A 20,112-nucleotide genomic window follows, 5' to 3' on the forward strand; every position below is an offset into this window, starting at 1 on the left:
TTTTTTTAGCTGGAGCCGACCACATGACTGAACTGCTGAAATCTTCGCTGACACGCCGCACCGTTCTGCAAGCCGCGGCCGTGGGCGCCGTGGGCATCAACCCTGCCCTGCGCGCCGCCGTATACGCCCAGGGATCGGACGCACCGGAGAAAAAAGAGGTCAAGATCGGCTTCATTCCCCTGACCGACTGCGCCTCGGTGGTGATGGCCTCGGTGCTGGGCATAGACCAGAAGTACGGCGTCAAGATCATCCCGACCAAGGAAGCCAGCTGGGCCGGCGTGCGCGACAAGCTGGTCAACGGCGAACTGGACTTCGCCCACGTGCTCTACGGCCTGGTCTACGGCGTGCACATGGGCACGGCCGGCCCCAAGAAGGACATGGCCGTGCTGATGACGCTCAACAACAACGGCCAGGCGATCACGCTGTCCAAGAAGCTCGCCGACAAGGGCGCGGTGGACGGCGCGGGCCTGGCCAAGCTGATGGCCAGCGACAAACGCGAATACACCTTTGCCCAGACCTTCCCCACCGGCACGCACGCCATGTGGCTTTATTACTGGCTGGCCGCCAACGGCATCAACCCGATGAAGGACGCCAAGGTCATCACCGTGCCGCCGCCGCAAATGGTGGCCAATATGCGCGTGGGCAATATGGACGGCTACTGCGTGGGCGAGCCCTGGGGCCACCGCGCCATCATCGACGGCATTGGCGTGACCGCCGTGACCACCCAGGACATCTGGAAGGACCACCCTGAAAAGGTGCTGGGCACCACCGCGGAATTCGTGCAGAAATACCCCAACACGGCGCGCGCCGTGACCGCCGCCATCATCGAGGCCGGTAAGTGGATTGACGCCAGCCTCACCAACAAGAACAAGATGGCCGAGACCGTGGCCGACAAGAGTTACGTCAACACCAGCGTCGACGCGATCAACCAGCGCATCCTGGGCCGCTACCAGAACGGCATGGGCAAGACCTGGGACGACCCCAACTACATGAAGTTCTACAACGACGGCGCAGTGACCTTCCCCTACCTGTCCGACGGCATGTGGTTCCTCACGCAGCACAAGCGCTGGGGCCTGATCAAGGACCATCCGGACTACTTGGGCATCGCCAAAAAGATCAACCAGATCGATGTCTACAAGCAGGCCGCCACCGCCGCCAAGGCCAGCGTTCCCAAGGACGTGATGCGCAGCAGCAAGCTGATGGACGGTGCCGTCTGGGACGGCAAGGACCCGAAAAAGTACGCCGACAGCTTCAAGCTCCAGGCCTGAGCCCGCGCCCCGCCCCAGCTCATCCACCGAACCTTCCACCCCACGCAAAGAGGTCACGCCATGGTCAGTGCCGTATTCCACAGCCCGCTTGAGGCCGCCCCCGCGGCCCGCGGCGGCGACAAACCCAAAGCCAGGGATGCCGGCCCTGCCCCATTGGCGGCTACCCACAACATGACAAACCCCTCCACCATTTCCCCCGCGGCACAGGCGGCCGCTCCTGTCGCACCGGCCCGCGCGCCCTGGGATGCCTCGTTTCTCTGGCTGGCGGTGCTGCCGCCGTTGCTGGGCCTGGGCCTTCTGGCGCTGGTCTGGGAGCTGGTGTTCATGGGCACGGGCGGCAGCATCCCGTCTCCCAAGGACACCCTCGCCCAGGCGGTGCAGATTTTCAGCGACCCCTTCTATAGCAAGGGGCCCAATGACCAGGGCGTGGGCTGGAACGTGCTGTCCTCGCTCAAGCGCGTGGCCATGGGTTTCGGCATGGCGGCCGTCGTCGGCATACCGGTCGGTTTCATGATCGGCCGCTTCAACTTCCTGAGCCGCATGTTCAACCCGTTGATCAGCCTGCTGCGGCCGGTCTCGCCGCTGGCCTGGCTGCCGATAGGCCTGCTGGTCTTCAAGGGCGCCAACCCAGCCGCCATCTGGACCATCTTCATCTGCTCGATCTGGCCCATGATCATCAACACCGCCGTCGGCGTGCAGCGTGTGCCGCAGGACTATATGAACGTGGCGCGCGTGCTCAAGCTCAGCGAATGGAAGATCGTCACCAAGATCCTCTTCCCCGCCGTGCTGCCCTACATGCTGACCGGTGTGCGCCTGGCCGTCGGTACCGCCTGGCTGGTGATCGTGGCGGCCGAAATGCTGACCGGCGGCGTCGGCATAGGCTTCTGGGTCTGGGACGAGTGGAACAACCTCAACGTCAAGAACATCATCATCGCGATCTTCGTGATCGGCATCGTCGGCCTGGTGCTGGAATTCGCGCTGATCAAGCTGGCCACGGCCTTCACCTTCGAAGAAGTCAAGAACTGAACACGGGGAATACGCCATGACATCCTTCACCACCAAGTACATCGAAATCCAGGGCGTAGCGCAGACCTTCAAGACCCGCAAGGGGCCGTTCCGCGCGCTGCAGAACATCAACCTGACGGTCGCCAAGGGCGAGTTCGTCGCCCTGATCGGCCACTCGGGCTGCGGCAAGTCCACCCTGCTGAACCTGATCGCCGGCCTGACAACGCCTACCGAAGGTAGCCTGCTGTGCGCCAACCGCGAAATCGCCGGGCCCGGTCCGGAGCGCGCCGTGGTGTTCCAGAACCATTCGCTGCTGCCCTGGCTGACCTGTTTTGAGAACGTCTACCTCGCGGTCGAGCGCGTGTTCTCGGAGACTGAAAACAAGGCGCAACTCAAAGCCCGCACCGATGCGGCGCTGGCCATGGTCGGGCTGACGGCGGCGGCGCAAAAACGCCCCGGCGAAATCTCGGGCGGCATGAAGCAGCGCGTCGGCATCGCGCGCGCGCTGTCCATGGAGCCCAAGGTGCTGCTGCTCGACGAACCCTTCGGCGCGCTGGACGCGCTGACCCGCGCCAAGCTGCAGGACGAGCTGCTGCAGATCGTGGCCACCACGCAAAGCACAGTGGTCATGGTGACCCATGACGTCGATGAGGCGGTTCTGCTCTCCGACCGCATCGTGATGATGACCAACGGCCCCTCGGCCACGATAGGCGAGGTGCTGCAGGTCGAGTTGCCGCGGCCCCGTTCGCGCGTGGCGCTGGCCGAGGACATCCGCTACCTGGGCTACCGCAAGGCCGTGATCGACTTTCTTTATACGCGCCAGGGCCACGTCGAAAAAGCGGCCTGAGGCAGGCCAGAACAAACCAGCAGGGGCCGCGGAACCGGCTTTGCCGGGCCGCAGGCGCAGCGCCCCCTTGGGGGGCAGCGACCCGCGCAGCGGCGGAGCGTGGGGGCCCGCGTCTTTCCGCAAGTTCGCACAAGGGAGGTTTTCTATGTCCGCAGTTTTGCCAGTCCATGGCGCCGACAGGATCGCGGCCGCCCGGCCCACACGCAAAGCCGGTCCGGGCCTGTTCGGCAAATACCGCGAAATCATCATCGCGGTGGCCTTCTTCCTGCTGTTCGACCTCGGGGTGCTGGTGCTGAACTTCTACACCTCGTTCAAGATCGACCAGGACACCGTGACCATCAACCTGTCGGGGCGCCAGCGTTATGTGTCGCAGCGCGTCGCGCGCACCCTGCTGGAGCTTGACGCCACGCGCGCCGCCGGGCTTTTCTACAAGCCCGAGACCCTGGCGGAGCTGCGCTCGGGCGCCAAGATCTTCCAGATCTCGCAGGTGGCTTTTCGCGAAGGCGGAACGATTCCCGGCGGCGACGGCAAGCCGGTCTACCTGCATCCCGTGACATCCAGCCGCGGCCGCGAGCTCGAAGAAAAGGTGGAAGTCCTGTGGAAACCCTACTTCGCCCTGCTCCAGCCCTTGCTGACCGGTGACAACTTCACGCAGCAGGAATTGGCCGCCGCGCTGGCCTACAGCCAGGCCCACAACAGCGAACTGCTGGGCGCGGCCAATGATTTCGTGACCGAGACACAGCAGATAGGCGCGTCGCGCGCCAGCGTGCTGCGCATGGTGCAAACCGGCGGCATCGTGCTGGCCCTGCTGAACTTCGCCTTCATCCTGTTCAAGTTTTTGCGCCGCCTGAAAACCTCCGACGCCGCGATTGAAGCGGCGACAGAGGAAAACCGCGAAATCCTCGCGAGCGTGCGCGAAGGCCTGTTCCTGCTCACGCCGGGGCACCAGTTGGGCTCCCAGCTGTCCCGCTCCACCCATGTGCTGTTCGGCAAGACGCTGGCGCCGGGGCAGAATTTTTTCGAGGTGCTGTCAACGATGGTGTCCCTCAAGGCCCTCACCGACGCGCGCGACTATGTCGAGCTGCTGTTCTCCCCGCATGTAAAGGAACAGCTGGTCCAGGGCATCAACCCGCTGTCGGAAGTGGAACTCACCGTTGCCAACCGCCTGGGCCAGCAGACCACCCGTTACCTGTCCTTCCATTTCAACCGGGTGCAGGACGGCGCCACCGTGCGGCACCTGCTGGTCACCGTGCAGGACATCACGCAAAAGGTCGAACTGCAGGCCAGGCTCGCCGGCGAACGCCAGCGTTCGCAAAAAGAGCTGTCCATGATGCTCAAGGCCTTCGAGACCGAGCCGGCCATGATGCGGGCCTTCGTCGAGCGCGCCGAGGCTTCGCTGCTGGAAGTCAACGATCTGCTGCGCAGCACCTCCTCGGCCGCCTCCGAGATCCAGGTGCTCAAGGCGGTGGACGGCGCCTACCGCCGCATCCACGCCTTCAAGGGCGACGCCGCCTCGCTGGGCCTGGAAATCCTGGCCACGCTGGCCCACCAGTTCGAGAGTGAATTGCAAAAGCTCAAGGACAGCGGCGCGGCCACCGGCGACGCCTTGCTTGCCCTGCCCTTGCCGCTGGAGGACCTGCTCTCCAAGGTGGGGGCTTTCAAGGCCTTGGGCCAGAAACGCTCCGGTGAGGACGCGCCGTCCCGGCAAGCGAACTCGCCGGAAAGCCTGCATACCGCGCTGTCGCAACTAGCGGCCGAGGTGGCGGCCGACTGCGGCAAGCGCGTGAAGGCCGATGTTCGCATGGCCGGCGCGCCGGAAATGCCGCCGGCCAAGATGAACCTGGTGCGTGAAATCGCCATCCAGCTGCTGCGCAATGCCGTGGTGCACGGCGTGGAAACCCCGGCCTCGCGGCAGGCCGTAGGCAAACCCGCCGAAGGCCAGCTCAGCGTGGTGCTGGGCCCTGACGAAGCCGGCCAATGGCAGCTCACGGTTCGCGACGACGGCGCCGGCCTGAACGCTGCCGACGTGCGCCGCCGCCTGCTGGAGCTGGGCTGGTACAACGCCGAGCAGTTGCAGAGTTTCAGCGACAAGCAGATCGTCGCGAACATCTTCAAGCCCGGCTTTTCGACCGCCGGCACGGCGTCGCGGCATGCCGGCCGCGGTGTCGGCCTGGACCTGGTGCAGGCCAATGTGCAAAGCCTGGGCGCGCGCCTGCTGCTGTCGAGCACGCCCGGCCAGCACACCGAGTTCCGGGTCGTGTTTTCCTGAAGCCGCCCGACATGACCCCATCCCAGACATCCCAAACATCCAAAACCCCCAAGGAGGCTCACCATGCGATTGCTGATTGTTGACGACTCCAACATGATCCGCACCCGCATCTCGCGTGTGGTGCAAAACGGCGGCATCAAGGGCATCGTGCTCGCAGGCCTGGCCAGAAACGGCAACGAGGCCGTGCGGCTGGCCCGAGCGACCCGGCCCGAAGTCGTCACCATGGACCTGACCATGCCCGAGATGGACGGCATCGAATGCATTTCCGCGCTGCTCAAGCTGGACCCGGCCGTCAAGATCCTCGTGGTCAGCGCGCTCAGCGACAAGTCGACGGCCATCCAGGCGCTCAAGCTGGGCGCGCGCGGCTTCGTCGCCAAACCCTTCACCGATGACGAGCTGCAAATGGCATTGCTCGACATCGCCGACATGCGCTAAGGAGGGCTGCTATGGCCACACTCAACGAAAACGACCTCAAGCTGTTTGTCGACTCGATCCGGCATTACCTCAAGGTCACCACGCGGCAGGAGCCGCAGATCACCTCGGCCTACCTCGGCTCGGGCGATATCGAGGGCTTTGAATTCAACGGCATCGTGGCCTTTTCGGGCAGCCACAACGGCCATGTGATGGTCTCCATGCCGGGCAAGCTGGTGCGTGAAATTTTGCTGCTGCAGCATGAAACCGACCTCAGCGACGGCAACCTGCTGGACGCCGTGGGCGAAATCGCCAACACGCTGGCCGGCAACGCGCGAAAAGCCCTGGGCTCCGAGCTGCAGATTTCGGTGCCCGTCAAGATGCAGGGCACGCAGGGCATGAAAGCCCGGGTGCGCACCCGCCCTTACGTCATCACGCTGCGCTGGAACCACTATTCGGCCATGGTCTGCGTCGACATGGACCGCAAGAACTGAGCTGAATTCCCGCCAGGGCGCACGCATTTTGTGCGGCGCACCAAAAGAAACCGGAAAACGGGCTGAAATCGCGCCGTGAGGGTGCGTTTTGTGCGCCCCAAGGTGGCACGCTTTTCGCACTGAATCTGTGAATCAACCATCTCACAGAAAGAGCTTGCACCATGGCGGGGTTCCGTAATTTTCTCAAGGCTGGTCACGCACCCACGCTGGGCGCGGCGTTTTTTTACTTCGCCTTCTCATGTTGCATCTGGGTCATGAACGGGGCCATGGCCCCTTTTATCTCGGAGACCTACAACCTTTCGCCCACCCAGAAGGGCGTGATGCTCTCGGTGCCCATCTTCGCCGGCGCGCTGATGCGCTTTCCGCTGGGCGTGCTGGCCCAGTACATAGGCCGCAAGAACGCCACCCTGGTGGAAATGGGCCTGATCATGGTGGCCCTGCTGTTCGGCTATTTCATCGTCGACTCCTACAGCAGCCTGCTGGCCATGGGCGTGCTGCTGGGTATTGCCGGCGCCAGCTTCGGTGTCGCGCTGAGCCTGGGTTCAGGCTCCTTTCCGCCGCGCTACAAGGGTTTGGCCATGGGCCTGGTCGGTGCCGGCAATGTGGGCACCGCCGTTTCCGTGCTCGTCGCGCCGGCGCTGGCCCAGCGCTTCGGCTGGCAGTCGGTCTACGGCATTGCCGCTGTGGCCATGCTGCTGCCCATGATCGCGATGATTCTTTTTGCCAAAGAGCCCGATGACGTGGACAGCCACGCCACGCTGCGTGAGCATGTCGCCTGCCTGTTCGAGAAAGACGGCTGGGCCTTCAGCCTGATCTACGCCGTGAGCTTCGGCGGCTTCATAGGCCTGGCCACGTTTTTGCCCTCCTACTATTACGACCAGTTCGGCGTCAGCAAAGTGCAGGCGGGCCAGCTGTCCATGCTGGCGGCCTTTATGGGCGCGGCGCTGCGCATCTTCGGCGGCTGGATTTCCGACCGCTGGGGCGGCGTCAACACCCTGAGCGTGGTGCTGCTCACCATCGCCGGCACCTTGATCGCCTGCGGCCTGGCCGGCGGCTCCCTGGCCGCCACCACGCTGCTGGTGATGCTGTGCTTTGCCGCCCTGGGCGCAGGCAACGGCGCCCTCTTCCAGCTCGTGCCCCTGCGCTGGCCCCTGGCCACCGCGGTCGCCGGCTCCATGATCGGCGAAATAGGCGCCCTGGGCGGCGGCCTGGTGCCCAACGCCATGGGTATCTCCAAACAATATGCCGGGACCTATATGTGGGGGTTCTTCTTTTTTGCGGCTTTGGCTTTGGGGATGTTGGTGATGCTTCGGGTCATGCAGATTCGCTGGACTCGAACATGGGCTGAGAAAGGTGGGAGGGCGCGTAGCGCCTAAGCACCTTTTCAGCGAAGGCCCACCTTTTCAGCAAAGTTAAGCGAAGCGTGCCGTCGCTAGAAGGGGGCGGGCGCGCAGTGCTTGATCGGCGTGCGCTGCTCCTCAAAAAAATGAGGGTGGCTGGCATTATGATGCCGCCAAAGCGAGGGGGCCATCCATCATTCGACACCGACGCTACGCGCCGGTGAACTTGGCCGGTTAGGCATCGTTCCAAATCGCAAGGAGCAAACATGATCAAAATACTTCGCTGTTCCGCAGCTGTATTGTTGGCCCTTCTGGCCTCCCTCTCCCTGTTACCCACATCACTTCAAGCGGCACCCCCGGCGTCAGAGATTGGAGTGGTGGTCATGCACGGCAAGGGCGGCCGTCCCGGAAAATTTGTTGATGAACTGGCTACTGCATTCGAACGTGAGGGCTTTCAGGTTGCAAATCTGGAGATGCCCTGGTCCGGCAGGCGCCAGTACGACGTAGACATGAATGGCGGGGTTGATGAAATAAGCCGCGCACTGGATGCAATGCGTGCCAAAGGTGCGCGTAAGGTGTTTGTAACCGGACACAGCCAAGGCGGGTTGTTCGCGTTGCACTACGGCGGACTCAAGCGTGTTGACGGTCTTGTTCTCATTGCGCCAGGCGGACAGGTGGATGCTGGTTCATTTGTCACCGCGCTGGGGCAATATGTGACCAAGGCTAAACAAATGGTCGATGAAGGACGCGGTAACGAGAAAGCTGATTTTGCCGACTACGAAGGATCACGCGGCACCAATGTCATCACAACGACAGCAGCCATCTACCTGAACTGGTTTGATCCCAACGGCGCGCATACCACGCGCGCTTTCCGCAATGTCAAAGAAGGTACGCCGGTGTTATATGTCGCACCCAAACGAGACTATCCCGGCCTCCAACAAAGCAAACATCAAAATTTCCAGGCGCTTGCGCCGCATCCGCTGACCCGACTGTACGAACCCAATTCGGATCACCTGAATGCCCCAGCTGCCGCTGCCAGCGAGGCTATTCTTTGGATACGTCAGGTTTCGGCCCAGTAGCATTACCGTACCGCACGAAGTCCTCATTCGCGTTAGGCATTTCGGGCCACTGCTGCAGCGGCCTTGTTGAACTGAATGTGCTGAACAGTCAGGCCGCCATATTGAATTGGTGAGACCCCAGAGAGAGGAGTCCAATCGGGCGGCCACGATGTCTGATTCTGATCATCGGCTGCGGCGCTGCTTTTTCTTATCTTTCGCATTCGGTTCCCGCTCCCGCCTGGCCCATGCTGACTGGGCCGAGGAGCGCAGCGTCGGGCGGGTCAGGGCTCGTGCCTGCCTGAGCGAAGCGAGTTTGCAAAGAGGTCGCTACCAATTCACTCGCTGCTCGCGCTCATCCCCATTGCCCCAGAAGCCAACTCAATACTCAATCACCCTACCTGGGCAAAAACAGCAGCCAGTAAATCAGCAACATATTCACCAGCACGCTCACCCCCAACAACAACTTCCACAACACCACCGGATCCCGCTGGATCAGCGGCGTCGCCTGTGGGGCGGTCAGCGGGCGCGAGGCGCCGCGTTCCAGCGCCAGCAGCAGTTCTTCAGCGGTCTCAAAGCGGCGGCGCTTGTCGCGGGCCACGGCCTTGAGCACCACGTGGTCCAGCCAGATCGGCACCTCGGGGTTGATGCGGCTGGGTGCCACCGGGTCGCGGTAGTAGCGGCCGGCCTGGTAAGGCAGCACCTCGCCGTAGGGCAGCCTGGCGGTCAGCAGTTGGTACAGGGTGACGCCCAGCGCGAACAGGTCGCTTTGCGCGTCGGGCAATTCCTCGGGCCCGTCGCTGCCTGTGGCGCTGAAGCCCCATTGTTCGGGATTGATGAAGCTGGGGGTGCCGGCGTGCAGCTTGCGCATGGCTTCGGGCTCGCGCCCGCTGAGTGCCACGCCCAGGTCCAGCAGGCGCAACACGCCGTCTTCGCCCTGGTGCAGGTTGGCGGGCTTGATGTCGCGGTGGATCACGCACTGGCGGTGCAGCCGGCCCAGCGCGCGCGCCGCTTGGGTGGCCGCGCCCAGCACCTGTTCCACGCTGAATTTGTGGCCGCGCTCCAGCAGCTGCTGCAGCGTCTCGCCGCTGTGCCAGTCGTACAGCAGGTAAAAAGCGCTGCGCTCCTGCCCGGCCGGCGGGCTTTCATGAAGCCTCACCAGGTGCCCCGCCGCCGGGCCCGACTGCATGCGCAGGGCCAGCCAGGCCTCGTGCGCCAGCATGGCGCGTTCCTCGCCATCGTGGGACCTCGCGGGGTTCAGCGCCTTGAGGGCGTAAAGCACCCGCGTGCCGGGGTCGCGCACCTGGTACAGCACATGGATTTCGTTGTCGGCCACTTTCGCGGTCACGACCAGGCCGTCGATGGCGTCTCCGACCTTCAGCCTGGGCGGCACCGGCAGGGTTTGCGCAATACGGCTCACGTCCTGCAGGGTGGCGTCGAGCAGGCCGCGCACGCGCACCACGACGGCCGTCAGGTTGTCGTTGCTGCCGGCGGCCAGGGCGGCGTCGACCAGGCCCTGGCTGGCCAACTGGGAGCCGCCCTCTTCCTGCAGGCCGGCAAAATCCCGCAGCCGCGCGTCGCGTAAAACGCCGTGCACGCCGTCGGTGACGAGCACAAACACATCGCCCACCTGCAGGTCGCCTTGCATGTAGTCGACCACCACATGGTCTTCGGCGCCCACCGAGCGCAGCAACTGATGCCTGAAGTCGGGATGGTTGACCGCATGGTCGTGCGTGAGCTGCTGCAGCGCGCCGCCGCGCAGCAGGTAAGCCCGTGAATCGCCCACATGCGCCAGGGTGTAGGACTGCCCGCGCAGCACCAGCGCCGTGAGGGTGGTCAGGCCCACGGCCGGCTGGCGCCGGCGGTTGATGCCGGCCAGCCAGGCGTTCTGCGCGCCGATGATGCGGTCCAGGGCCACCGTGGTGTCCCAGGTTTCGGGCGTGCCGTAGTAGTCGCGGACCAGGCTGGTGACCGTGGTTTGCGCCGCTTCCCGGCCCATGCCGCCCGTGCTCACGCCGTCGGCCACCGCCACGATGGAGCCCATGCCCTCCTGCCCCGGCTCGGGCAGCATGGCTGCGCAGAAGTCCTCGTTGCTGTTTTTGCGGCCCGCCAGCGTGGCGAAGCCAATGTCCAGATCAAATGCCATGCACCAATGTAAGCAAGTTCAATGCCCGATATTGGTGCATTGCAACAATGCACCGGCCTGGCGCCCTAACCGACGAGCATCTGCATGCTGCGCTCGTACTGCACCGAGAGCTGCTCAAACACGTCCAGCAGGTCTTCGCTGGCGGTGGCCAGACCCTCCAGCCGCTTCACATCCTTACCCTTGGCGATGCCGGCGGCGCCAGTGCGCATCTGCGCCCAGCCCGCGGCGGCCTTGTCCAGGGACTCGCGGATTTCCTTGCTGGTCAGCGGGATGTCGTTGAGGTATTGCAGCGCTTTCTCAAAAGCCGCCTGCGACTCGGCCATGCCCACTTCGCTGCGCTGGGAGGCCGTGCCACCCAGGACTTGCAGCAAGGCGTATTTCGCGAAGCGCTGGCTCAGCATGCGCTGGCGGCCGGCCAGGTTGAGCATCTGCAGCGGCGGCATGGCACCGGCGCTTTCGAGGATGGCGGTCATGCGCTCGGCTTCCTGCAGCAGCAGCTCGGCGAGTTCGTCCAGGTGCGCCATCTCGCCGGCCGCCCGGCTTTCCTCCAGGGCGGGCTTCAGGCGCGCCCAGGTCAGGCTCACCTGCCCCAGCAGGTCGCCAAACGTGGGCTTGGACAGGCTTTTGCCGAGGGCGGCAATGTTGGCGTCTATGCGTTGCACCGACTCCTGGAGCAACTGCGCCACGCGCTCGGGTTGCACGCCCGCCAGCCGCAGCAACGCCAGCTTGACCAGGCGCTGCGACAGCATGCGCAGCTGGCCCGAGCGGTTGACGTCTTCGGCGAAGCGGGCCGAATGGATGATGTGCTGCGACACCTGGCCCAGGCGCTGGTTGGTGTGCATGGAAGCGGTGCGCAGAATCTGGAAGGCGTCGTCGTCAGACATCTGGCGGGCGCGCATCAGGATGCCCTTGGCGCGGTCCACCACCTTGCGCTCCTCGAGGCGGCCGGCGATGTCCCGCATCTCGCCCTGCAGGGCCTGCTCGCGCCTGAAGCGGGCCTGGGCCAGGTGGATCAGCGGCCGCAGGCGCTGCGGGCTGTAGCCGTTGACCACATAGGCATGCACACCCACCTCGGTGGCGCGCGTGATTTTTTCCGCATCGCTGTCGCTGGTGAACACCATGACGGGGCAAGGCGCGGTCTCGCCGACCACCTGCAGGAGCTTGAACAAGGCCTCATCGGGCAGCGCATCGTTGCAAACCAGCACGTCGGGCGCCTGGCGCAGCACTTCCTGCACCAGTTTGCTGCGTTCATGGAGTACCCCCAGGACCTGGATGCCGGCCGCCTCCAGGTCGGAGACCAGCGGGTGGATGCCGGCGGGGCCGTTCAGGTTTACCAATGCGGAAGTCATATAAATCAATAGCTTGGGAGGGAAACAAGGCTGGCCAGGATGCAAGTCGCGCGCCACACGCCGGCTGCGGATTCAGGGCTCAGCTTGCAGGCCAATGATATGGCACAAGTTTTGCATTAGCTATCGCGGGCGTAACGACGCGCCCGACCTTAGCGAATGCACTGCGGGTCCTGCGCACAACGACGTGCGTAATGGTGTGCCTCATACCGGGTCAACGGCCCGGATCCCTGTTGACCGGGAGAGAGCATCATGAATTTCATCCTGTTTCCCGCAAGCCAGACCGGCTTGCACCCTCTGACAAGCCGCGTGGACGCGTGCCTGCGCGACCTGCGCGGCACGGCCGTGGCATGACGTTTGCACCTAGAAATATTGAATCCCTGGAGTAGCCCCATGAAAAAATCAAAACTGGTAATGGTCGGAAACGGCATGGCCGGCGTGCGCACCCTGGAAGAGTTGCTCAAGGTCGCCCCCGACCTGTACGACATCACGGTCTTCGGCGCCGAGCCCCATCCCAACTACAACCGCATCCTGCTGTCGCCCGTGCTGGCCGGGGAGCAGACGCTGGATGAGATCGTGCTGAACTCCTGGGACTGGTACAAGGACAACCACATCACGCTGCATGCCGGCAAAAAAGTGGTGGAAGTCGACCGCGTCAAACGTATCGTGCGCGCCGAGGACGGCACCGAAGAGGAATACGACCGCCTGCTGATGTGCACCGGCTCCAACCCCTTCATCCTGCCGGTGCCCGGCAAGGACTTGGCAGGCGTGATCGCCTACCGCGACATCGCCGACACCAACGCGATGATCGAGGCCTCCGAGAAATACAAGAAGGCGGTCGTCATAGGCGGCGGCCTGCTGGGCCTGGAAGCGGCCAACGGCCTGATGCTGCGCGGCATGGAAGTCACCGTGGTGCACGTCATGCCCTGGCTGATGGAGCGCCAGCTCGACGACGTGGCGGGCAAGCTGCTGCAGAAATCGCTGGAAGACCGCGGCCTCAAGTTCCTGATAGGCGCGCAGACCCAGGAGCTCACCGGCAACGAGGAAGGCCGCGTGAAGTCCATCAAGTTCAAGGACGGCAGCGAAGTGGCCACCGACCTCGTGGTCATGGCGGTGGGCATACGCCCCAACACCCAGCTGGCCGAATCCATGCGCCTGCACTGCAACAGGGGCATCGTCGTCAACGACACCATGCAGACCGTCACCGACGCGCGCATCTACTCGGTGGGCGAATGCGCGGCGCACCGCGGCATCGCCTACGGCCTGGTCGCGCCGCTGTTCGAGCAGGCCAAGGTGGCGGCCAACCACCTGGCGCAGTTCGGCATAGGCCGCTATTCGGGTTCGCTGACCTCCACCAAGCTCAAGGTCACGGGCATTGACCTCTTCAGCGCCGGCGAATTCATGGGCGGCGAGGGCACCGAGGAAATCGTGATGAGCGACCCCTTCGGCGGCGTCTACAAAAAGCTGGTGATCAAGGACGACAAGCTGGTCGGCGCCTGCCTCTACGGCGACACGGTGGACGGCAGCTACTACTTCAAGCTGCTGCGCGACGGCCGCAGCGTCAGCGACATCCGCGACAAGCTGATCTTCGGCGAATCCAACCTCGGCGACGCGGGCCACGAAGGCCAGAACAAGGCCGCGCTGATGGCCGACGACGCGGAAGTCTGCGGCTGCAACGGCGTCAACAAGGGCACCATCTGCAAGGCCATCAAGGAAAAAGGCCTGTTCACGCTTGACGAAGTGCGCAAGCACACCAAGGCCAGCGCCTCCTGCGGCTCCTGCACCGGCCTGGTCGAGCAGATCCTGATGTTCACGGCCGGCGGCGACTACTCGGCCACGCCCAAGCTCAAGGCCATGTGCGCTTGCACCGACCACGGCCACCAGGCGGTGCGCGACGCCATCCGCGCCAACAAGCTGCTGTCCATTTCCGACGTCTTCAAATTCATGGAGTGGAAGACACCCAACGGCTGCGCCAGCTGCCGCCCGGCCGTCAACTATTACCTGATCAGCACCTGGCCCAAACAGGCCAAGGACGACCCGCAAAGCCGCTTCATCAACGAGCGCAGCCACGCCAACATCCAGAAAGACGGCACCTACAGCGTCATTCCACGCATGTGGGGCGGCGAGACCACGGCCAGCGAACTGCGCCGCATCGCCGACGCGGTGGACAAATACAAGATACCGACCGTCAAGGTCACCGGCGGCCAGCGCATCGATTTGCTGGGCGTGAAAAAAGAGGACCTGCAAAACGTCTGGAAGGACATCGGCATGCCCTCCGGCCACGCCTATGCCAAGGCCTTGCGCACGGTGAAAACCTGTGTGGGCAGCGAATGGTGCCGCATGGGCACGCAGGACAGCACGCAGATGGGCAAGGACCTGGAGCGCGCGATGTGGCGCATGTACGCGCCGCACAAGGTGAAATTCGCCGTCAGCGGCTGCCCGCGCAACTGCGCTGAATCCGGCATCAAGGACGTCGGCATCATAGGCGTCGATTCGGGCTGGGAGATGTACATCGCCGGCAACGGCGGCATCAAGACGGAAGTGGCCCACTTCTTCACCAAGCTCAAGACCGCGGCGGAGGTGCTTGAATACACCGGCGCCTTCTGCGAGCTCTACCGCCAGGAAGGCTGGTACCTGGAGCGCACGGTGCACTACGTCAACCGTGTCGGCCTCGACTATGTGAAGAAAAAAATCCTGGAAGACCACGAAGGCCGCAAGGCGCTGTGGGAACAGCTCCAGTTCGCGCTCGACGGCGAACCGGACCCCTGGTTCGACTTCAAGGAAGCCGCGGTCGACACCCGGCAATTTGAAAAACTCACGCCCGCCTGAATTGAGAGATCACTATGTCTGAATGGAAAAAAATCTGCCTGGTCACCGACATCCCGGTGCTGGGTTCGCGCCGCGTGGCGCGTGAGCGCGGCATCGACGTCGCGGTGTTCCGCAACGATGAAGACGGCGTCTTCGCGCTGCTGGACCGCTGCCCGCACAAGGGCGGCCCGCTAAGCCAGGGCATCGTGTTCGGCACCAGCGTGGCCTGCCCGCTGCACAACTGGACCATAGACCTGGAAGGCGGCTGCGCCAAGGCGCCGGACGAAGGCTGCACGCAGAAATTCAGCGTGCGCGTCGAAGGCGGGGCCGTGCACCTTGATGCCACCGAACTGGCGACACTGGCACTGGACTTGCAACCCGTGGTGGCCGGCCCCGCGGCCAAAGAACTGACCAACGCCTGAACGCCCAATGACCCTTGTTGATGCAGGATTGAAGGAAACCCGCTCGACCTGCCCTTATTGCGGTGTCGGCTGCGGCGTAGTGATCGAATCGCAAGGCGAGCAGATCACCGGCGTGCGCGGCGACCCCGACCACCCCGCCAACTTCGGCCGGCTCTGCACCAAGGGTTCCACGCTGGCGCTCACCGCCTCTGCCGCCGTCACGCGGCAAACGCGGCTGCTGCAGCCCATGCGGCGCGAGCACCGCCACGAAGCGGCCAAGCCGGTGTCCTGGGACAGCGCGCTGGGTTTTGCCAGCGAAAACTTTGCGCAGATCATCCGCGACCACGGCCCCGACGCGGTGGGCTTTTACATTTCAGGCCAGTTGCTGACCGAGGACTATTACGTCTTCAACAAGCTGGCCAAGGGCCTGATAGGCACCAACAACGTCGACACCAATTCGCGCCTGTGCATGAGCAGCGCGGTGGCCGGCTACAAGCAGACGCTGGGCGCCGACGCGCCGCCGGCCTGCTACGACGACGTCAACCATGCGCAGTGCATCTTCATCGTCGGCAGCAACACAGCCTACGCGCATCCCATCCTGTTCCGGCGCATCGAGGACGCCAAGGCCGCCAACCCGGCGCTCAAGATCATTTTTTGCGACCCGCGCCGCACCGATACGGCCGAGATCGCCGACCTCTACCTGCCCCTGCAGCCGGGCACCGACGTGTCGCTGTTCAACGGCATGCTGCACATCATGCTGTGGGAAGGCTGGACGGACGCGGCCTACATCGCCGCGCACACCACGGGCTTTGACGCGCTCAAGGCCACGGTGCGCGACTACACGCCCGACCTGGTGGCCGAGACCTGCGGCATCAAAAAGGAAGACCTGCTGGCCGCGGCCAGGATGTTTGCGACCTCGGCCGCCACGCTCAGCCTGTACTGCCAGGGCCTGAACCAGTCCAGCAGCGGCACGGCCAAGAACGCCGCCCTCATCAACCTGCACCTGGCCACCGGCCAGATCGGCAAGCCCGGCGCCGGGCCGTTTTCGCTGACCGGCCAGCCCAATGCCATGGGCGGGCGCGAAGTGGGCGGCCTGGCCAACCTGCTGAGCGCGCACCGCGACCTGGCCAACCCCGCGCACCGCGCGGAAATCGCCGCCCTGTGGGGCCTGCCCTCGGTGCCGGAAAAGCCCGGCAAGACCGCGGTCGAGATGTTCCAGGCCGCCGCCGACGGCGAGATCAAGGCCTTGTGGATTGCCTGCACCAACCCGGCCCAGTCCATGCCCGACCAGGCCACCGTGCGCCGCGCGCTGGAGCGCGCCGAACTGGTGATCGTGCAGGAAGCCTTTGCCACCACCTCGAGCTGCGACTATGCCGACCTGCTGTTGCCGGCCACCACCTGGGGCGAAAAAACCGGCACGGTGACCAACAGCGAGCGCCGCATCAGCCGCGTGCGCCCGGCCGTGGCCGCGCCCGGCGAAACGCGCCATGACTGGGCCATCGTGGTGGACTTCGCGCAGCGGCTGGAAAAGCTGCTGAAGGCGGGCAGCCAGGCCTCTGCCCCCGAGGCAGCCATACCTGAGGGCCCACCCGCCCTCCCCCGTGCCACGCTCTTCCCCTACCCCCTGGGCGACGCCGCCCTGGGCGTGGAAGTCATCTGGAACGAACACCGCGAATCCACACGCGGCCGCGACCTGGACATCACCGGCCTGAGCTACGAATTGCTCGAGGAAGCGCCGCGGCAGTGGCCCTTCAAGCCCGGCGAGAGCGCGGGCAAGGCCCGGCTTTATGAAGACGGCGTGTTCCCCACCGCCGACGGCAAGGCGCGCTTTGCCAACACCGTCTACAAGCCGGTGGCCGAGCCGCGCGAGTCGCGCTTCCCGTTTTCGCTGACCACCGGCCGGCTGCGCGACCAGTGGCACGGCATGAGCCGCACCGGCACCCTGGGCCGGCTGTTCGGCCATGTGGCCGAGCCGTCCGTGCAGATGAATGCCCAGGACATGGCGCGCCGCCTGCTGAAAGACGGCGACCTGGTCCACGTGACCTCCAAGCGCGGCTCCATCATCGTGCCGCTGCAGGCTTCACCCGAGGTAGCGGTGAGCCAGGCTTTTATCGCCATGCACTGGGGCGAGGAATACCTGAGCGGGCAATCCACCAACGGCGCCACACTGGCCGGCGTCAATGCGATCACCACCTCGGCCTACTGCCCCACGTCCAAGCAGCCCGAACTCAAACATGCCGCGGTCAAGATCCTCAAGGCCGACATGCCCTGGACGCTGCTGGCCATGGCCTGGCTGCCAGGCGGCGAAGTGCTGGCCGCGCGCGAGCAGCTCAAGCCGCTGATGGCGGCTTTCCCGTTCACCAGCTGCGTGCCTTTTTCCAACAACACCGCGCTGGCCGACCAGGGCCGTGAGCGCTCCGGCCTGCTGTTCCGCGCGGCCGGCCACGAAGCCCCGCCCGATGAATTGCTGGCCAGGCTGGAGGCCATCCTCGGCCTGGACGGTGCCGAGGTGCTGCGCTACGCCGACCGCAAAAAAGGCCAGCGGCGTACCGTGCGGCTGCTGCGCAAGGATGACGCGGCCGAGCTCGCCGGCTTTGTGCTGGCCGGCGACACCAGCGCCCAGGCCTGGATCAAGACCTTGCTGCAGGACGAGCTGCCGGCGCAGGCCTACGGCCGGCTGCTGCTGCTGCCCGGCGCCAAGCCGCCGGTGGCGGTGCAGTCGCGCGGCAAGCTGGTCTGCACCTGCCTCAACGTCAGCGACACGGCCATCGACGAACACCTGGCACTGGTGGCCGGTGGCGGGGGCGGCGGCGGCCACCTGCACACCGACGAGGAGCGGCTGGCATCGCTGCAGGCGACGCTCAAATGCGGCACCAATTGCGGCTCCTGCGTGCCCGAACTCAAGCGCCGCGTGCGCTCGGCGCGCAGCGAGGAACAAGCCGCCGCGCCACGCACCGTGATCCCTATCCGGCAGCTCGCTTAAGCTCATAACAAGAAGTTATCTGCATTCGCAGACAATCACGCTTATGGGCATTAGCCAATACATCAAGGAAATCGGCCGCGGCAAGGACGGCGCCCGCGCCCTCACGCGCGAGCAGGCCGCCGACCTGCTGGGCCAGGTGCTGGACGGCAGCGTGACCGACCTGGAAATCGGCGGCTTTTGCCTGGCCATGCGCATCAAGGGCGAAACGCCCGAAGAAATGGCGGGCTTCCTCGAGGCGCTGCAGCAGCGCCTGGCGCATTTCCCCGCCGGCGAAACCCCCACCGTGGTGCTGCCCAGCTACAACGGCGCGCGCAAGCTGCCGGTGCTCACGCCCCTGCTGGCCCTGTTGCTGGCGCGCGAGGGCGTGCCCGTCCTGGTGCACGGCACGCCCACCGAAACCAGCCGGGTGTTTGCCTCGGAAGTGCTACAGGCCCTGGGCATCCATGCGCTGGCGGCGGTGCGCAAGATCGGGAGCGGCGAAGCCGTTTTCGCGCCCACCGAGCTGCTGCTGCCGTCGCTGAAACGCCTGCTCGACGTGCGCCGCGCCGTGGGCCTGCGCAACCCGGCGCACAGCCTGGTCAAGATCATGAGCCCCTGCCTGGGCAAAAGCCTGGTGGTGAGCAGCTACACACACCCGGAATACGCCATCTCGATGGCGCAGACCTTCGAGTTGACAGGCGCCAATGCGATGCTGCTGCGCGGCACCGAAGGCGAAGGCGTGGCCGATGCGCGCCGCATGCCGCAAATGGAGGCTTTCATAGGCGGAAAGCGCTCGCTGCTGCAGGAAACCCAGGCCGGCACGCTGGCCACCCTGCCCGAGCTGCCCAGGACGGTGGACGCCGCCGCCACCGCGGCCTATATTCAATCGGTGCTGGCCGGCGACAAACCCGTGCCGCCATCGATTGCGCGGCAGGTGGAACATATCTTGCACTTGTTGCCCCAAATCAAATGACCACCATGAACCACGGAAAAGTCACCCTCGTAGGCGCCGGCCCCGGCGACCCGGAACTGCTGACCCTCAAGGCCCTGAAGGCGATACAGCGCGCGACCGTGCTGCTGGTGGACGACCTCGTGAGCGACGAGATCGTGGCCTTCGCGCGGCCCGAGGCGCGCATCGTCTACGTCGGCAAGCGCGGCGGCTGCAAATCCACGCCCCAGGCCTTTATTGAAAAACTCATGTTGATGGCCGCCCGCGAGGGCGAGGACGTGGTCCGGCTCAAGGGCGGCGACCCCTTCATCTTCGGCCGCGGCGGCGAAGAGGTCGAGCACCTGCGGGCTGCCGGCATTGAGGTGGAAATCGTCAACGGCATCACGGCTGGCCTGGCCGCCGTCACCTCGCTGGGCGTGCCGCTCACGCACCGCCAGCATGCGCACGGCGTGGTCTTCGTCACCGGCCATGCCAAGCCCGGCGACAGCGGCACCGACTGGAAGGCCCTGGCCGCCACCGCGCACAGCGCGCGCCTCACGCTGGTGATTTACATGGGCGTCAGCGGCGCCGAACGCATCCAGGATGAGCTGCTGGCCGGCCTGCCGGCCGCCACGCCGGTCGCCGTGGTCCAGAACGCCTCGCTGGCGACGCAGCGCCACATCACCACCACGCTGGGCGAGCTGGCAAGCGCGATACGCGAGGCCGGCCTCGCCAGCCCCTCGGTCATCGTCGTGGGCGACGTGGTCGGCGGTGTGGCCCTGGCGGCCGCACACCCCGAAGCCGTGCGCGCGGCCTGAGCCGCGCCGGCGTC

At 65.0% G+C, this 20,112-nt stretch carries 15 protein-coding genes; 13 read left to right on the plus strand and 2 right to left on the minus strand.

Annotated elements, in window-relative coordinates:
* The first annotated feature begins 23 nt into the window (after positions 1 to 23).
* From BLQ85_RS11560 to BLQ85_RS11595, 8 genes are all read left to right on the plus strand, one after another.
* Positions 24 to 1,268 (plus strand): CmpA/NrtA family ABC transporter substrate-binding protein, encoded by a 1,245-nt coding sequence (locus tag BLQ85_RS11560; protein ID WP_074577101.1) that lies wholly within the window; start codon positions 24 to 26, stop codon positions 1,266 to 1,268.
* A 60-nt stretch (positions 1,269 to 1,328) separates the two neighbouring features.
* Positions 1,329 to 2,294 (plus strand): nitrate ABC transporter permease, encoded by a 966-nt coding sequence (ntrB, locus tag BLQ85_RS11565; protein ID WP_074577103.1) that lies wholly within the window; start codon positions 1,329 to 1,331, stop codon positions 2,292 to 2,294.
* 16 nt (positions 2,295 to 2,310) lie between these two features.
* Positions 2,311 to 3,120: an ABC transporter ATP-binding protein gene (locus tag BLQ85_RS11570; protein ID WP_007864510.1), complete on the plus strand. Its 810-nt coding sequence runs from the start codon at positions 2,311 to 2,313 to the stop codon at positions 3,118 to 3,120.
* 145 nt (positions 3,121 to 3,265) lie between these two features.
* Positions 3,266 to 5,389, plus strand: a complete 2,124-nt coding sequence (locus tag BLQ85_RS11575; RefSeq protein WP_074577105.1) for an ATP-binding protein — start codon at positions 3,266 to 3,268, stop codon at positions 5,387 to 5,389.
* A gap of 63 nt (positions 5,390 to 5,452) precedes the next feature.
* Positions 5,453 to 5,824 (plus strand): response regulator transcription factor, encoded by a 372-nt coding sequence (locus BLQ85_RS11580; RefSeq protein WP_007864515.1) that lies wholly within the window; start codon positions 5,453 to 5,455, stop codon positions 5,822 to 5,824.
* Between the two features lie 11 nt (positions 5,825 to 5,835).
* Positions 5,836 to 6,294 carry a chemotaxis protein CheX gene (locus BLQ85_RS11585; protein WP_007864517.1) on the plus strand — a complete coding sequence of 153 codons (459 nt, stop codon included), beginning with the start codon at positions 5,836 to 5,838 and terminating at the stop codon, positions 6,292 to 6,294.
* 161 nt (positions 6,295 to 6,455) lie between these two features.
* Positions 6,456 to 7,670 (plus strand): MFS transporter, encoded by a 1,215-nt coding sequence (locus BLQ85_RS11590; protein WP_074577108.1) that lies wholly within the window; start codon positions 6,456 to 6,458, stop codon positions 7,668 to 7,670.
* Positions 7,671 to 7,900: 230 nt separating this feature from the next.
* Positions 7,901 to 8,713: an alpha/beta fold hydrolase gene (locus BLQ85_RS11595; protein WP_074577111.1), complete on the plus strand. Its 813-nt coding sequence runs from the start codon at positions 7,901 to 7,903 to the stop codon at positions 8,711 to 8,713.
* 373 nt (positions 8,714 to 9,086) lie between these two features.
* Here BLQ85_RS11595 and BLQ85_RS11600 read toward each other — a convergent pair whose 3' ends face one another.
* Together BLQ85_RS11600 and BLQ85_RS11605 are read right to left on the minus strand one after the other, a co-directional pair.
* Positions 9,087 to 10,835 (minus strand): bifunctional protein-serine/threonine kinase/phosphatase, encoded by a 1,749-nt coding sequence (locus BLQ85_RS11600; RefSeq protein ID WP_074577113.1) that lies wholly within the window; start codon positions 10,833 to 10,835, stop codon positions 9,087 to 9,089.
* Between the two features lie 65 nt (positions 10,836 to 10,900).
* Entirely contained in the window at positions 10,901 to 12,184 is a 1,284-nt protein-coding gene (locus BLQ85_RS11605) for a type IV pili methyl-accepting chemotaxis transducer N-terminal domain-containing protein (protein WP_074577116.1), read from the minus strand.
* A gap of 390 nt (positions 12,185 to 12,574) precedes the next feature.
* On the opposite strand from BLQ85_RS11605, the gene nirB reads away from it, so the two are divergent.
* From nirB to cobA, 5 genes are read left to right on the plus strand one after another with little or no spacing between them, the layout of a single operon-like run.
* Complete coding sequence (gene nirB, locus BLQ85_RS11610; protein ID WP_074577117.1) at positions 12,575 to 15,010, plus strand: nitrite reductase large subunit NirB; 2,436 nt, start codon at positions 12,575 to 12,577, stop codon at positions 15,008 to 15,010.
* A 14-nt stretch (positions 15,011 to 15,024) separates the two neighbouring features.
* Positions 15,025 to 15,411, plus strand: a complete 387-nt coding sequence (gene nirD / locus BLQ85_RS11615) for a nitrite reductase small subunit NirD (RefSeq protein ID WP_074577119.1) — start codon at positions 15,025 to 15,027, stop codon at positions 15,409 to 15,411.
* A gap of 28 nt (positions 15,412 to 15,439) precedes the next feature.
* Positions 15,440 to 18,373: a nitrate reductase gene (locus BLQ85_RS11620; RefSeq protein WP_074577121.1), complete on the plus strand. Its 2,934-nt coding sequence runs from the start codon at positions 15,440 to 15,442 to the stop codon at positions 18,371 to 18,373.
* A gap of 43 nt (positions 18,374 to 18,416) precedes the next feature.
* Positions 18,417 to 19,325 (plus strand): DNA-binding protein YbiB, encoded by a 909-nt coding sequence (gene ybiB, locus BLQ85_RS11625; RefSeq protein ID WP_074577123.1) that lies wholly within the window; start codon positions 18,417 to 18,419, stop codon positions 19,323 to 19,325.
* A 5-nt stretch (positions 19,326 to 19,330) separates the two neighbouring features.
* Positions 19,331 to 20,098 (plus strand): uroporphyrinogen-III C-methyltransferase, encoded by a 768-nt coding sequence (cobA, locus tag BLQ85_RS11630; RefSeq protein WP_074577743.1) that lies wholly within the window; start codon positions 19,331 to 19,333, stop codon positions 20,096 to 20,098.
* Positions 20,099 to 20,112 lie beyond the last annotated feature (14 nt).

The organism is Polaromonas sp. JS666, from assembly GCF_900103405.1.
Classification (GTDB): Bacteria; Pseudomonadota; Gammaproteobacteria; order Burkholderiales; family Burkholderiaceae_C; genus Polaromonas.

Bases quoted from the DNA above. Each gene is read 5' to 3' on its own strand.
- BLQ85_RS11560 (WP_074577101.1), top strand. From the start codon at position 24: ATGACTGAACTGCTGAAATCTTCGCTGACACGCCGCACCGTTCTGCAA.
- ntrB (WP_074577103.1), top strand. From the start codon at position 1,329: ATGGTCAGTGCCGTATTCCACAGCCCGCTTGAGGCCGCCCCCGCGGCC.
- BLQ85_RS11570 (WP_007864510.1), top strand. From the start codon at position 2,311: ATGACATCCTTCACCACCAAGTACATCGAAATCCAGGGCGTAGCGCAG.
- BLQ85_RS11575 (WP_074577105.1), top strand. From the start codon at position 3,266: ATGTCCGCAGTTTTGCCAGTCCATGGCGCCGACAGGATCGCGGCCGCC.
- BLQ85_RS11580 (WP_007864515.1), top strand. From the start codon at position 5,453: ATGCGATTGCTGATTGTTGACGACTCCAACATGATCCGCACCCGCATC.
- BLQ85_RS11585 (WP_007864517.1), top strand. From the start codon at position 5,836: ATGGCCACACTCAACGAAAACGACCTCAAGCTGTTTGTCGACTCGATC.
- BLQ85_RS11590 (WP_074577108.1), top strand. From the start codon at position 6,456: ATGGCGGGGTTCCGTAATTTTCTCAAGGCTGGTCACGCACCCACGCTG.
- BLQ85_RS11595 (WP_074577111.1), top strand. From the start codon at position 7,901: ATGATCAAAATACTTCGCTGTTCCGCAGCTGTATTGTTGGCCCTTCTG.
- BLQ85_RS11600 (WP_074577113.1), bottom strand. From the start codon at position 10,835: ATGGCATTTGATCTGGACATTGGCTTCGCCACGCTGGCGGGCCGCAAA.
- BLQ85_RS11605 (WP_074577116.1), bottom strand. From the start codon at position 12,184: ATGACTTCCGCATTGGTAAACCTGAACGGCCCCGCCGGCATCCACCCG.
- nirB (WP_074577117.1), top strand. From the start codon at position 12,575: ATGAAAAAATCAAAACTGGTAATGGTCGGAAACGGCATGGCCGGCGTG.
- nirD (WP_074577119.1), top strand. From the start codon at position 15,025: ATGTCTGAATGGAAAAAAATCTGCCTGGTCACCGACATCCCGGTGCTG.
- ybiB (WP_074577123.1), top strand. From the start codon at position 18,417: ATGGGCATTAGCCAATACATCAAGGAAATCGGCCGCGGCAAGGACGGC.
- cobA (WP_074577743.1), top strand. From the start codon at position 19,331: ATGAACCACGGAAAAGTCACCCTCGTAGGCGCCGGCCCCGGCGACCCG.